Annotated in this window: 12 protein-coding genes, 2 tRNA genes and 1 pseudogene; 12 read left to right on the top strand and 3 right to left on the bottom strand. The window is 72.1% G+C overall.

Going from position 1 to position 12,543, the window contains the following annotated elements; all coding sequences use genetic code 11:
- Positions 1–33: 33 nt before the first annotated feature.
- From POD19_RS10340 to POD19_RS10315, 6 genes and pseudogenes are all read left to right on the top strand, one after another.
- Complete coding sequence (locus POD19_RS10340; protein ID WP_010078833.1) at positions 34–255, top strand: hypothetical protein; 222 nt, start codon at positions 34–36, stop codon at positions 253–255.
- 74 nt (positions 256–329) lie between these two features.
- Positions 330–977, top strand: a complete 648-nt coding sequence (gene nadD, locus POD19_RS10335; protein ID WP_073115406.1) for a nicotinate-nucleotide adenylyltransferase — start codon at positions 330–332, stop codon at positions 975–977.
- Entirely contained in the window at positions 974–1,399 is a 426-nt protein-coding gene (rsfS, locus tag POD19_RS10330) for a ribosome silencing factor (RefSeq protein WP_036341027.1), read from the top strand. The genes nadD and rsfS overlap by 4 nt, the downstream gene beginning before the upstream one ends.
- 13 nt (positions 1,400–1,412) lie before the next feature.
- Positions 1,413–1,622, top strand: a pseudogene (locus POD19_RS10325) (histidine phosphatase family protein); the annotation flags it as partial.
- Positions 1,580–2,077 (top strand): histidine phosphatase family protein, encoded by a 498-nt coding sequence (locus POD19_RS10320; protein ID WP_340309459.1) that lies wholly within the window; start codon positions 1,580–1,582, stop codon positions 2,075–2,077. The pseudogene POD19_RS10325 and the gene POD19_RS10320, both read left to right, overlap by 43 nt.
- 121 nt (positions 2,078–2,198) lie before the next feature.
- Positions 2,199–2,274: transfer RNA gene (locus tag POD19_RS10315), tRNA-Ala, on the top strand.
- Between the two features lie 86 nt (positions 2,275–2,360).
- On the opposite strand, the gene POD19_RS10310 is transcribed toward POD19_RS10315, so the two are convergent.
- Positions 2,361–3,491, bottom strand: a complete 1,131-nt coding sequence (locus POD19_RS10310) for an oxidoreductase (RefSeq protein WP_144818436.1) — start codon at positions 3,489–3,491, stop codon at positions 2,361–2,363.
- A 169-nt stretch (positions 3,492–3,660) separates the two neighbouring features.
- Between POD19_RS10310 and POD19_RS10305 the strand changes: the two genes are divergently transcribed.
- Together POD19_RS10305 and POD19_RS10300 are read left to right on the top strand one after the other, a co-directional pair.
- Positions 3,661–3,736: transfer RNA gene (locus tag POD19_RS10305), tRNA-Ala, on the top strand.
- Between the two features lie 243 nt (positions 3,737–3,979).
- Positions 3,980–5,059 (top strand): hypothetical protein, encoded by a 1,080-nt coding sequence (locus POD19_RS10300; protein ID WP_119217335.1) that lies wholly within the window; start codon positions 3,980–3,982, stop codon positions 5,057–5,059.
- A gap of 96 nt (positions 5,060–5,155) precedes the next feature.
- Here the strand turns inward: POD19_RS10300 and POD19_RS10295 are convergent, their stop codons facing one another.
- On the bottom strand, positions 5,156–5,848 hold the full coding sequence (locus POD19_RS10295; RefSeq protein WP_036381598.1) for a TetR/AcrR family transcriptional regulator: 693 nt from the start codon (positions 5,846–5,848) through the stop codon (positions 5,156–5,158).
- A 161-nt stretch (positions 5,849–6,009) separates the two neighbouring features.
- Between POD19_RS10295 and POD19_RS10290 the strand changes: the two genes are divergently transcribed.
- The 4 genes from POD19_RS10290 to POD19_RS10275 all read left to right on the top strand — a co-directional run bounded on the left by POD19_RS10290 (position 6,010) and on the right by POD19_RS10275 (position 11,126).
- Positions 6,010–7,545, top strand: coding sequence for a flavin monoamine oxidase family protein (locus POD19_RS10290; protein WP_340309458.1), 1,536 nt, complete (start codon positions 6,010–6,012; stop codon positions 7,543–7,545).
- A 26-nt stretch (positions 7,546–7,571) separates the two neighbouring features.
- Positions 7,572–9,233, top strand: coding sequence for an APC family permease (locus POD19_RS10285; RefSeq protein WP_036316957.1), 1,662 nt, complete (start codon positions 7,572–7,574; stop codon positions 9,231–9,233).
- Positions 9,230–10,615, top strand: coding sequence for an NAD-dependent succinate-semialdehyde dehydrogenase (locus tag POD19_RS10280; protein WP_113914192.1), 1,386 nt, complete (start codon positions 9,230–9,232; stop codon positions 10,613–10,615). The genes POD19_RS10285 and POD19_RS10280 overlap by 4 nt, the downstream gene beginning before the upstream one ends.
- 199 nt (positions 10,616–10,814) lie before the next feature.
- Positions 10,815–11,126 carry a hypothetical protein gene (locus tag POD19_RS10275; protein WP_036340936.1) on the top strand — a complete coding sequence of 104 codons (312 nt, stop codon included), beginning with the start codon at positions 10,815–10,817 and terminating at the stop codon, positions 11,124–11,126.
- An 81-nt stretch (positions 11,127–11,207) separates the two neighbouring features.
- Here POD19_RS10275 and gabT read toward each other — a convergent pair whose 3' ends face one another.
- Entirely contained in the window at positions 11,208–12,530 is a 1,323-nt protein-coding gene (gabT, locus tag POD19_RS10270; protein WP_136939773.1) for a 4-aminobutyrate--2-oxoglutarate transaminase, read from the bottom strand.
- Positions 12,531–12,543: the final 13 nt, after the last annotated feature.

Below are 12,543 nucleotides of genomic sequence, written 5' to 3'. Positions count from 1 at the left end.
CGGCCGTCTGACCCGCTGCACCGAGGAGCATCCATGCTGAACACCTCCCTGATCCTGGCCGCCGCCGAGGGCCACCACGTCGTCAACGAGCTGCCGATGGACCCCATCTGGTACGGCCTGCTCGTCTTCGCGCTGCTGATGGCCGCCCTGGCCGCCACCATGTCCATGCGCTCCCGCGCGCTGCGCCTGCCCGAGCCCACCACCGCGGTCCAGCACCACGGCACCGGCCGCGGCTCGCACACCTCCGGTCACTGACGTCTCACCGGCCCGCCGCGTCGTCGCCCCTGCCGGGGGCTGCGTGGCGGGCCGTCCGTTCGTCTCCTGAGCGCATGACCGTCGCCTCCCGCACCCCCGTGCCCGCGCCCACCGCCGGGGGCGCGCGCCGTCGTCGCCTCGGCATCATGGGCGGCACCTTCGACCCGATCCACCACGGGCACCTCGTGGCCGCCTCCGAGGTGGCCGCCGAGTTCGAGCTGGACGAGGTCGTCTTCGTCCCCACGGGTCAGCCGTGGCAGAAGTCGGACCGGCAGGTCTCCCCGGCCGAGGACCGCTACCTCATGACCGTGGTGGCCACCGCCTCCAACCCCCGGTTCACCGTCTCCCGCGTGGACATCGACCGCCCCGGCGCCACCTACACCGTGGACACGCTGCGGGACCTGCGCCGCCTGCACCCGGACACCGAGCTGTTCTTCATCACCGGCGCGGACGCCATGGGCCAGATCCTCACGTGGAAGGACGTGGACGAGCTCTGGGACCTGGCGCACTTCGTCGGTGTCACCCGTCCCGGCCACGACCTCTCGGACATGGGCCTGGGCGATGACGTGTCCTTGATGGAGATCCCCGCCATGGCGATCTCCTCCACGGACTGCCGGGAGCGCGTCCGCCGGGGCCGACCCGTCTGGTATCTCGTCCCGGACGGCGTCGTCCAATACATCGCCAAGCACCACCTCTACGTCTCGGAAGAGGAGACCTCGTGACCGTTCCCCAGACCACCCTGGACGCCCTCACCACCGCCGCGGCCGCCGCCGCGGACAAGCTCGGCACGCACATCGTCGCGTTCGACGTCGCCGAGCGGCTCGGCCTGACCGACGCCTTCCTGATCGCCTCCGGCGCTTCGGAGCGTCAGGTCAACGCGATCGTCGACGGCGTCGAGGAGGCGCTGCTGAAGGACGAGCAGCTCAAGCCGCTGCGTCGCGAGGGCCGGTCCGACGGCCACTGGGTGCTGCTCGACTACGGGCACTTCGTGGTGCACGTCCAGCATCGCGAGGACCGCGAGTTCTACGCGCTGGACCGCCTGTGGAAGGACACCCCGGCGATCGACCTCGGCCTGCCGGAGGAGAGCACCCGCCCGGACGCCGCCGCTCAGGACGACGGCGCCTCCGTCTCGCACGCCTCCTGAGCGGGGCCGCGAGATGCGCCTGATCCTGCTGCGACACGGCGAGACCGACTGGAACGCCCTGGACCGCTACCAGGGGCATACGGACATCGAGTTGAACGCCGAGGGGGAGCGCCAGGCGCGCCGCGCCGCCGGCGGGCCCGTGGGCGACCTGATCGAGGACGCGGAGGAGCTCGTGGCCGTGTGCTCCCCGCTGGCCCGGGCGCGGCGCACGGCCGAGATCGTCCTCCAGGCCCGCGTCGGCGCGGCGGCCCTGGCCCTCGACCCGGAGCTGGTCGAGCTGGCCGGGGAGAGTGGGAAGGCCTGGAGCTCAGTGCCATCGCGGAACGCTGGCCGGACGAGCACCGCCTCTGGCGGGCCGAGCCGGCGCTCGACGCCGGCCCCGTCGGCGGGGAGACCCTGCGCGGGGGCGGCGGGCGGGCCCTGCGCGCACTGCGCGGACACGTGCCCCCGCACTGGGCGGACACCCCGCGCGACGGGGGCGCCCAGACTCTGCTCGCCGTGGCCCACGGTGCGCTGATCCGCGCGGCCACGGGGCTGCTCCTGCGTCACGAGGGCGAGGCCTTCGCGGCGATGGAGCGGATCGGCAACGCCCGCGCCGCCGTGCTGCAGGGCGCGTTCGCTCCCGACACCGGGGCCGAGGGCTGGGGCGACTGGACCCTCGAGGGCTACAACATCTGAGGGTGCCTCGGCCCGTACGCCGATTTGGTGCCCGCGCGGGGACCGTGTACGCTGGTCGAGTTGCCAGCGAGGCGAACGGCCCGGAAACGGCGCGTGAACATCGCGGGTGACGCCCACATCTGGGGGTATGGCGCAGTTGGTAGCGCGTCTGCATGGCATGCAGAAGGTCAGGGGTTCGAATCCCCTTACCTCCACCAGTCAGAAGGCCCGGTCCATGCGGACCGGGCCTTCGTCGTCGTCGGGCTCCTGTGCGGGCCCGGGCGGCGACCGCCGCCCTGCGACATCACCGCGCCGCGGCACTGCGGTGATGTCGCTCCGCCGCGGTCGGTGCGGGGGACACGCCGGGGTACGCGGCGCGCTCCGCCGCCGTGAGTGCGGGTTCCACCGCACGGCCCTCCCGCGCCGCGGCGACGGCGGCCTCGAGCACCGCCATCACGGCGACGGCCTGGTCGGGGGTGGCGGCGTCGCCGCTCGGGTGGCCCAGGATCGCGTCGCGCACGCCCGTGTAGGACCGCTGCTGGGCTCCGGTCGGCGCGGGGACGCGCTCGATGTTCCCCTCCCCGTCGTGCAGGAGGATCGGGTCCGGGTCGACGCCCCAACCCTCGGCACCGGGGAGCAGACCCGCGCGCAGCTGAGCCTCCTGCTGATCCGGCAGTTCCTTCACCGCAGTGCCGCGCGTGCCGTGGACCGCGAAGCGCGGGCTGCCGCCGGCCACGAGCATCGACGCCTGCAGGACCACGCGCCGGCCTGGGTACTGCAGCACGCAGTGCGCCCAGTCCTCGACCGGGGCGCCCGGACGCAGGGCCGCGAGGTCGGCGTCCACGCGTTCGGGGACGCCGAAGAGCAGGAGCGCCTGGTCGACCAGGTGCGGGCCGAGGTCGAACCAGATGCCGCCCCCGGGCACCGCGGCTTCCCGCCAGCGGTCCCGGACGGTCGGGCGGAAGCGGTCGATCCGGGACTCGAGGTGGACGACGTCCCCGAGCCGGCCGGAGCGGACCAGCTCGGCGATGCCCAGGAAGTCGCTGTCGAAGCGGCGGTTCTGGAACACCCGCAGCACCTGCCCCGTCTCGGCCGCGAGGTCGCGCAGCTCCCGCGCCTCGGCGAGACTCAGCGTGAAGGGCTTGTCCACCACCACGTGCCTGCCCGCCCTGAGGGCGGCGCGCGCGAGCGGCGTGTGCTGGTCGTTCGGGGCGGCGATCACCACGAGGTCCACGTCGTGGTGTGCCAGGAGCGCGTCCACGTCGGGCACCACGACGACGTCCGGCAGGTCCGTGTGCACCGCGTCCGGGCGGCTCGAGGCGACATGGGTGAGCGCGAGTCCCTCCGTGGCGTGGAGCAGGGGGACGTGGAACGTCTTCCCGGCGAACCCATAGCCGATCAACGCGGTGCGGATCGGTGCGTCAGTGCGGGACATGCAGGACCTCCTGGTCTGGCGGCGGGCATGGGGGCGTCCCCTGCACGCTAGGCCGTGGGGCCGCGGCGGTCCATCGACGCCGCCGGGCCGGTTTGCACGGCCGCCGCAGGCTGGGTATCCTATCCAGGTGCTCCGGCCGGCCCGCCGGGAACGGAGTCACCACCCACCTGGGGGTATGGCGCAGTTGGTAGCGCGTCTGCATGGCATGCAGAAGGTCAGGGGTTCGAATCCCCTTACCTCCACCAGTCAGAAGGCCCGGTCCGTGCGGACCGGGCCTTCGTCGTCGTGACGGCCAGCTCGCCGTCGAGAACCACCGGTCACGGCCGGGTTGCGGTCCAGTGTCGATCACGCATCGACGTCGCATAGCTCTTTCATGGCAGGCTCTCGGCGGACAGACTCGAGGCGTCCCCACCCGTGGAGCCCGGAACACCGGTGCTGCAGAGGCGGGGGCCGCCGGCCCTGTCCGGCCGACTCAGTGAGGAGCTGCCATGTCCGTCATCCGTACCCGTCGTCCCTCCCTCCGTCACCTGCCCGTCGCCGTCGCCGCCGCCGGCCTCGTCACCACCGTCGCCCTCGCCGGCCCCGCCGCCGCCTGGGACGACGCCCACGGCCCCCAGGCCGGCTACTTCCAGGCCGTCGACCACGAGAACGTCACCACCGCCCTCTTCCAGACCTACGACGGCTACGACCCGGAGGACCTCACGCTCACGCTCACCCCGGTGGCCGAGGACGGCACCCGCCTGGAGGGCGGCCAGGAGGTCGAGTTCACCGCCCTGGACGTCATCGACGGCGGTGCGGTGGACGTCCTGGAGACCCGCCGCGCGCTCGGCGCGGCCGGTGCAGGCCTGGTGCGGTACGACGTCGTGGCCGACGGGCAGATGCTGAACATGGGCATCACGCTCCAGGCGGACACCGACCTCGCCGACGATCAGGGGGCGGCCGTGCACTCCGTCGACGGCCCGCAGATGGCCCACCTCGGGGACCGGCCCCTGATCTGGGACTCGGCCATGCAGCTGGCACCCGGGGTGGCGGGCGCCGAGATCGTCCACCTGGTCGCGGCGCCGACGATGGAGAGCACCTACGCGGAGGTCGTGGCCGAGCCGGCCCACGGTGAGGTCTTCGCGTTCCGTGACTCGGGGCACTCCGAGCTCCGGGCCTGGTACATCCCCGAGGAGGGCTTCGTCGGCACAGACACCTTCACCGTCGACTTCCACAGCGAGCACGTCGCCCATGTCCAGACCGTCACCGTGCATGTCGGCGAGGAGATCCCCGCCGCGTATGACGGCTTCCTCGATGCCGAGGAGGGCGTTCTCAACGGGAAGCCGCTCGACCTGACCGACCCGGACACCGCCGCGGCGCTCGCCGCGTTCCGGGCCGACGAGGCCGCCCCGGCTCCGGAGGACGAGGAGGAGCAGCCCGCTCCGGTCGAGGACGACGCCGACGAGCAGCACACGACCCCGGACACCGTCGAGACGGGGCAGTCCACCGGCTGGTGGCTGGCCGGCCTCGGCGCCGCCGCCGCGGGGGTGCTGGTCGCGGCCCGCCGTCGTCTGGGCCTGACCGACTGAAAATCCGCCGCGCACAGATCCGTCGACGCGCCGCCCCTCTCACACACAGGGGCGGCGCGTCCGTGCCGGCCTGACACGTGGCCGGCAGTCCGCGGGTCAGTCGCCGAGGCCCGCGAGCAGCAGGTCCAGTCCCTCCTCGAAGGGTGCGTCCGCATAGGGGTTCCGCGCCCCCGTCGCGCGCGTGCCCCCGCCCGCCCGGAAGGCCTCGGCGGCCGCGCCAAGCGCGGGCAGGCGCTCCTGCGCCCCCGCCACCTCGAAGATGTCGGCCGGAGCGTCGACGTCGTACGCAGACCCGTAGATGAACGACTCGAGCGCGATCACCCGGGCCAGCACCTGCTCCGGCGCCAGACCGGTCCGGGCCAGCACCGCGCACACCGTCTCGTAGACCCGCTGCGTCGACGGGGCTCCCTCGATCGGCAGGGTCGCGATGAGCGGGATCAGCGGCGGATGGGCCGCGAAGACGTCGCGGTAGGAGCGCGCCCACGCCCGCAGGGCGGCGACGACGGGCACCTCGCCCCGGATCGCGGCCTCCAGCTCGACGAGCGAGACCTCGCCCATCACGGCGTCCTGCAGCAGGACGAGCAGCTCATGCTTGCCGCTGATGTGGTTGTAGAGCGCGCTCGGCGCCACGCCCAGGCGACGGCCGACCGCCGCCATGGTGAGCCCTTCGTATCCCTCGGTGCGGGCGACCGCGAGCGCCGCGTCCGCGATCGCTTCGCGGCTCAGAGCGGGGGAGAGAGGTCGTCCGCGGCGGCGGCGCGCCCGGGGCGGTTCAGTGGTCTCGTCCATCCGGCCATTCTGACCCGTCGGACGGGCAGGAGGTGTCAGGCCGGCTACGGACCAGCCTTCCCTTCCCGGCGCGCGGCCCGTACAGTGAGCGCCGACACTCTAAATGAACGGCATTCACCCGGGCCCCGCCCGATGCCCCGTCCCCGCCAGAGGAGCACCCCATGACCACCGCCCCCGCCACCGCCGGCCGCGAGCGCCGGACGAGCGACGTCGTCGTGATCGGCGCCGGCCCGGCCGGCCTCATGGCCGCCCGCACCGCGAAGGCCCAGGGCCTGTCCGTCACCGTCCTGGAGGCTCGCCGGCGCGTCGGCGGCCGCACCTGGAACGGCCTGGTCGAGGGCGCCGACGGCAAGGACCACTTCATCGAGATCGGCGGCCAGTGGATCTCCCCGGACCAGACCCGCCTCATCTCCCTGGTGGAGGAGCTCGGCCTGCCGACGTTCTCCCGCTTCCGCGACGGTCGCAACGTCTACGTGGACCCGCGCGGAGAACGCCACGTCTACGACGGCCTCGACTTCCCGGTGGCCGAGAAGACGGACCGGGAGATGGATCGCCTGATCGCCAAGATCGACGAACTGACCGCCGAGATCGACGCCGCCGCCCCGTGGGAGCACCCGCGGGCCGCCGAGCTGGACAAGATCTCCTTCCGGCACTGGCTGGAGCAGCAGTCCGACGACCCGGAGGCCATCGACAACGTCTCCATCTACATCGCCTCCGGCATGCTGACCAAGCCCTCCCACACCTTCTCCCTGCTGCTCCAGGCGCTGCTCATGTCCGCCTCGGCGGGGTCGTTCCGCAACCTGGTGGACGAGGACTTCATCCTGGACAAGCGCGTCGAGGGCGGCATGCAGTCCGTGTCCCTGGCCATGGCCGCCGAGCTGGGCGACGACGTCGTCCTCGGCCAGCCGGTGCGCACCCTGCGCTGGGCCGAGCCGGACCCGTCCACCGCGGACGAGAAGAACGGTGTGGCCGCAGACGTGCGCAACGGCGTGGCGCACGACGGCGCCGCCGGCGACGTCGTGGCGCTCACTGACGACTACGAGGTGCACGCCCGCTACGCGGTCCTGGCCGTCCCGCCGAACCTCTACAGCCGCATCTCCTTCGAGCCGCCGATGCCGCGCGAGCAGCAGATCGCGCACCAGCACATCTCCATGGGCCTGGTCATCAAGGTGCACGCCGTGTACGAGACCCCGTTCTGGCGCGAGGAGGGCCTGTCCGGCACGTGCTTCGGTGGGGGCCGTCTCGTCCAGGAGATCTATGACAACACCAACCGCGGCGAGAACCTGGCCGGTGGCGCCCCGGGCAAGGAGGACCCGCACGGCACCCTCGTCGGCTTCGTGTCCGACGTGTACGCGGAGCAGATGTGGGCCCTGCCGGAGGAGGAGCGCAAGGCCGCGATCCTCGGCGCCATGGCCGAGTACCTCGGCCCCCGGACCCTCGAGCCGATCGCGTTCTTCCTCTCGGACATGGCCGCCGAGGAGTGGACCCGAGGCGCCTACGCCACCAGCTACGACCTCGGCGGGCTCTCCCGCTGGGGCCACCTCCAGAACCGCCCGACCGGTCCCATCCACTACGCGTGCTCGGACATCGCAGCCGAGGGCTACCAGCACGTGGACGGCGCGATCCGCATGGGCGAGGCCGCCGCCCTGGCCATCGCCGAGCGGGAAGCCACTGACGCGGGGCAGCCCACCGGCTGACCGGCCCGACGGACAAGGACATCCTCATGAGCGCATCCACCCCACGACGCCGCGTCGTCGACAATGAGGGACACGAGCACGTGTACCCGACCACCTCCGCCATCGAGCAGGTCAACCTGCTCAACCCGGGCGGGGTGAGCAACAAGGGGCTCCAGGCCGGCAAGGTCGGCCTGCTCGGGGCGGTGGTGATCGGCGTCTCCGTCGTCGCCCCCGCCTACACGTTGACCTCGGGCCTCGGGCCGACCATCAGCACCGTCGGCACCCACGTGCCCGCGATCCTGCTGCTCGGCTTCATCCCGATGCTCCTGGTGGCCCTCGGCTACCGGGCGCTGAACACGCGGGTGCCGGACTCCGGCACGTCGTTCACCTGGGCCACGCACGCCTTCGGGCCGTATGTCGGGTGGATGGGCGGCTGGGGGCTCATCGCCGCCTCCGTGATCGTGCTGTCCAACCTGGCGGCCGTCGCCGTCGACTTCACGTTCCTGCTGCTCGCCCAGATCACCGGGAGCCAGGCCATCGCGGACCTGGCCGGCAACCTGTGGGTCAACATCCCCCTGACCCTGGTGTACCTGGCCCTGGCCGGATGGATCTCGCACCGCGGCATGGAGACCACCAAGCACCTGCAGTACATCCTGGTGGCCTTCCAGATCCTGGCCCTCGGTGCGTTCGCGGTCGCCGCCCTGACGCAGTCCTCCCGTGGCGCGGGCTTCGACCCCACCCCGGTGCAGCTGGACTGGTTCAACCCGTTCACCGCGGGCGACTTCAGTGTGGTCGCGGCCGGCGTCTCCCTGTCCATCTTCCTGTTCTGGGGCTGGGACGTGACCCTCACGATGAACGAGGAGACCAAGGACCCCGAGCGCACCCCCGGCCGGGCCGCCGCCGTCACCGTGTTCGTCATCATCGCCGTCTACATCCTGTCCGCCCTGGCCGTGATCTCCTGGGCGGGCATCGGCTCCGAGGGCCTGGGCGCGGGCAACCCGGACAACCAGGAGTCGATCTTCGCGGTCCTCGCCGGCCCGATCCTGGGCCCCTTTGCCGTGATCATGTCCAGCGCGATCCTCGTCAGCTCCCTGGCCTCCCTGCAGTCCACCATGGTCTCCCCGGCCCGCACCCTGCTGGCGATGGGCTTCTACCGGGCTGTGCCCGCGCGCTTCGCCGAGCTGAGCCCCCGGTTCAACAGCCCGGCCTTCGCGACCTGGGTGTGCGCGGGCTTCGCCGGCCTCTTCTACGTCGTCACGCGGCTGCTCTCCGAGAACGCCCTGTGGGACACCATCACCGCTCTGGGCCTGATGATCTGCTTCTACTACGGCATCACCGCCCTGGCCTGCGTCTGGTACTTCCGCCGCGAGTGGTTCACCTCGGTGGGCAACGCCCTCACCACCTTCCTGTTCCCGCTGATCGGCGGCCTCGTGCTGCTGGTGATGTTCTGCGTGACCGCGATGGACTCCACCGACCCCGACTACGGCTCCGGCTCCTCCGTGTTCGGTGTCGGCACCGTGTTCATCCTGGGCATGGGCGTGCTGGCCATCGGCGTGGTACTGATGATGTGGACGCGGCTGCGCCACCCGGCCTACTTCCGTGGCGAGACCCTGCCGCAGACGGACTCGACCCGACCCATCCCGATCATCCGTCCGGACGACGACGGCACTGCCGTGGTCCGGGACCCCAACGAGAGGACCCACTCATGAGCACCCCCACCGGCTATCGCGTGCAGGACCCCAGCACCGACCAGGTCGTGGAGACCTTCCCCGCCCTCGCCGACGGTGAGGTCGACCAGGTGCTGGCCGCCGCCGAGACCGCCCAGCGCGCATGGGCCGCCCGCCCCATCGAGGAACGCGCCACCATCGTGCAGAAGGTCGCGGACCTCTTCGAGGAGCGCAAAGACGAGCTCGCGCAGATCATCGCCACCGAGATGGGCAAGCGCGTGACCGAGGGCGTCGAGGAGGCGGAGTTCAGCTCGGCCATCTTCGGCTACTTCGCGGACAAGGGCCCCACCCTCGCCGCGGACCGCCCCATCGAGACCTACGGGGGCGGCCGCGCCATGATCCGCCACCTGCCCCTGGGCGTGCTGCTGGGGGTCATGCCCTGGAACTTCCCGTACTACCAGATCGCCCGTTTCGCCGCGCCGAACCTCATGCTCGGCAACGCGATCGTGCTCAAGCACGCCGAGATCTGCCCCCGCTCGGCCCTGGCCGTGCAGCAGATCATGGACGACGCCGGCGTGCCGGCCGGCGTGTACACCAACGTCTTCGCCACGCACGACCAGATCGCCGAGTTCATCGCCGACCCGCGCGTGGCCGGCGTGTCCCTGACCGGCTCCGAGCGGGCCGGCTCCGTGATCGGCGCGCTCGCGGGCCAGCACCTCAAGAAGGCCGTCCTCGAGCTCGGCGGGTCGGACCCGTACATCGTGCTCGACGCCGAGGACCCGGCCGAGGCCGCCCGCACCGCGTGGGCGACCCGCATGTACAACATGGGCCAGGCCTGCAACTCCAACAAGCGCATGATCGTCACGGCGGACATCCACGACGCCTTCGTGGCCGAGCTGGTGTCCCTGGCCGAGGCCATGAAGCCCGGGGAGGCCGCCGACGAGGACCCGACGGTGTTCACCCCGCTGTCCTCGCGCGGTGCCGCCGAGCGCCTGGCCGAGCAGGTGGAGCGGGCCCGGCAGCAGGGGGCGACCGTCCACGTCGGCGGGACCGTCACGGACGAGGCGGGCGCCCGCTTCGCCCCGGCCGTGATCACGGGCGTCACCTCCGAGATGGACGCCTACCGCGAGGAGCTCTTCGGCCCCGTCGCAGTCGTCTACAAGGTGGAGTCCGCGGACGAGGCGCTCGCTCTCGCCAACGACTCCCAGTACGGCCTGGGCGGCGCCGTGTTCTCCCAGGACGAGGCTCAGGCCGAGCGGATCGCCCGGCAGCTCGAGGTCGGCATGGCCAACGTCAACACGCCGGCGGGAGAAGGGGCGGAGATCCCGTTCGGCGGCATCAAGCGCTCCGGCTTCGGCCGCGAGCTCGGCCCGCTCGGCATGGACGAGTTCGTCAACAAGCAGATGTACTTCGTCCAGGACTGACACCCCACGACGACGACGGGCCCGCCTCCGGTGACCGGAGGCGGGCCCGTCCGCGTCCCGCCGGCGTGGCGGGAGCGATGGGTCAGCGACGCGCCTGTCACACAGCGGGTTCTAGGCTGGCGCGCCCTTGTCCCTTCATCCGGGGCGTGGCCATCATGGACCGGATCCCCGTCGAGAACTGCAGAATCGAGAATGTCTGATGTACCCCACCCCGATTACCTTCGACGTGGCGCGCGCCGGCCGCGCTCTCGCCCAGGTCAGTGTCCGCACCCTGGCCACCGCGGCCGGTCTCGAGAAGGAGCAGCTGCGCCGCTTCGAGAAGGGGCTGGCCGACCTGCGGGTGGACGAGCGTCTGCGTCTGGAGAAGGCCCTGCTGAAGTACGGCGTCGGGCTGGTCCCGGAGGACGAGTTCGGCGGCACGGGGGTCCGCCGGATCTTCACCGCCGAGAAGTCCCGGCGCATCGAGGCCATGGAGAACGAAGGCGGCCCCGCGTACGAGGACGACATCTGAGTCCTCCGCCGACAGGCGGACGGCCCCGCATCCCGGGCAGGGATGCGGGGCCGTCGTCGTCGGTCCGCCGGTGGCGGGGGCTCAGGCGGACTGCAGCGCGTTCGTGACCTCGCTCAGGCCCTCCTTGAGGAGGTCTTCACCGATGGTCAGCGGCGGCAGGAAGCGTACGACGTTGCCGTAGGTGCCGCAGGTGAGCAGGATGACGCCGGCGGCGCGCACGGCCGCGGCCACGGTGGCGGTCAGCGTCGCGTCCGGCTCGCCGGTGGCGGGGTCCACGAACTCGATCGCCATCATCGCGCCGCGGCCGCGGACCTCGGCGATGCGGTCGTCGGCGTTCTGCGCGAAGTGCTCGCGGATGACCTGCTCGATCCGGCGGGCCTTCTCCAGGAGACCGTCCTCCTCGACGGCCTCGAACACGGCGAGCGCCGCCGCCGTGGCGACGGGGTTGCCGCCGTAGGTGCCCCCGAGGCCGCCCGGGTGCACGGAGTCCATCACCTCGGCGCGGCCGGTGACGCCGGAGAGCGGCATGCCGCCGGCGATGCCCTTGGCGGTCGCCATCAGGTCCGGCTCGATGCCCTCGGTCTCGGAGGCGAACCAGGCGCCGGTGCGGGCGATGCCGGACTGGACCTCGTCCGCGATGAACAGGACGTCGTTGGCCTTGCACCACTCGACCACGGCCGGCAGGAAGCCCTCGGCCGGGACGATGAAGCCGCCCTCGCCCTGGATCGGCTCCATGATCACGGCGGCCAGGTTGTCGGCACCGATCTGCTTCTCCAGCGCGGAGATGGCGCGCTGCGCGGCCTCGGCGCCGGACAGGCCGTCCCGCAGCGGGTAGGAGCCGGGCACGCGGTAGATCTCGGGGGCGAACGGTCCGAAGCTGTGCTTGTAGGGCATGGACTTGGCGGTCAGCGCCATCGTCAGGGTGGTGCGGCCGTGATAGGCGTGGTCGAACGCGGCCACGGCCTGCCTGCCGGTGTAGGCGCGGGCCACCTTGACGGCGTTCTCCACGGCCTCGGCGCCGGAGTTGAACAGGGCGGTGCGGGTCTCGCCGGGGATCGGGCTGGTGCGGTCCAGCTGCTCGGCCACGGCCACGTAGCCCTCGTAGGGGGTGATCATGAACGAGGTGTGGGTGAACTGCGCGACCTGCTCCTGGACGGCGGCCACGACGCGCGGGTGGGAGGCGCCCACGGAGGTGACGGCGATGCCGGAGGCCAGATCGATCAGGCGGTTGCCGTCCACGTCCTCGAGGATGCCGCCCGCGGCGCGGGCCGCGTACACCGGCATCGTGGTGGCCACGCCGGCTGGGACGGCGCGCTTCTGGCGCTCGGCGAGCTCACGGGAGCGTGGGCCGGGCAGCTCGGTGGCCAGGTGGCGGGTCTGCTCGAGGTCGGGGGTGGCGGTCATGGGGATGCCTCCT

It is taken from the genome of Micrococcus sp. GPGPB33 (assembly GCF_037853785.1).
Classification (GTDB): Bacteria; Actinomycetota; Actinomycetes; order Actinomycetales; family Micrococcaceae; genus Micrococcus; species Micrococcus luteus.
This window is presented reverse-complemented; position numbering and strand designations above follow the sequence as displayed.

Bases quoted from the DNA above. Each gene is read 5' to 3' on its own strand.
- POD19_RS10285 (WP_036316957.1), top strand. From the start codon at position 7,572: ATGAGCGCATCCACCCCACGACGCCGCGTCGTCGACAATGAGGGACAC.
- POD19_RS10300 (WP_119217335.1), top strand. From the start codon at position 3,980: ATGTCCGTCATCCGTACCCGTCGTCCCTCCCTCCGTCACCTGCCCGTC.
- POD19_RS10340 (WP_010078833.1), top strand. From the start codon at position 34: ATGCTGAACACCTCCCTGATCCTGGCCGCCGCCGAGGGCCACCACGTC.
- POD19_RS10310 (WP_144818436.1), bottom strand. From the start codon at position 3,491: ATGTCCCGCACTGACGCACCGATCCGCACCGCGTTGATCGGCTATGGG.
- POD19_RS10295 (WP_036381598.1), bottom strand. From the start codon at position 5,848: ATGGACGAGACCACTGAACCGCCCCGGGCGCGCCGCCGCCGCGGACGA.
- POD19_RS10280 (WP_113914192.1), top strand. From the start codon at position 9,230: ATGAGCACCCCCACCGGCTATCGCGTGCAGGACCCCAGCACCGACCAG.
- POD19_RS10290 (WP_340309458.1), top strand. From the start codon at position 6,010: ATGACCACCGCCCCCGCCACCGCCGGCCGCGAGCGCCGGACGAGCGAC.
- gabT (WP_136939773.1), bottom strand. From the start codon at position 12,530: ATGACCGCCACCCCCGACCTCGAGCAGACCCGCCACCTGGCCACCGAG.
- POD19_RS10275 (WP_036340936.1), top strand. From the start codon at position 10,815: ATGTACCCCACCCCGATTACCTTCGACGTGGCGCGCGCCGGCCGCGCT.
- nadD (WP_073115406.1), top strand. From the start codon at position 330: ATGACCGTCGCCTCCCGCACCCCCGTGCCCGCGCCCACCGCCGGGGGC.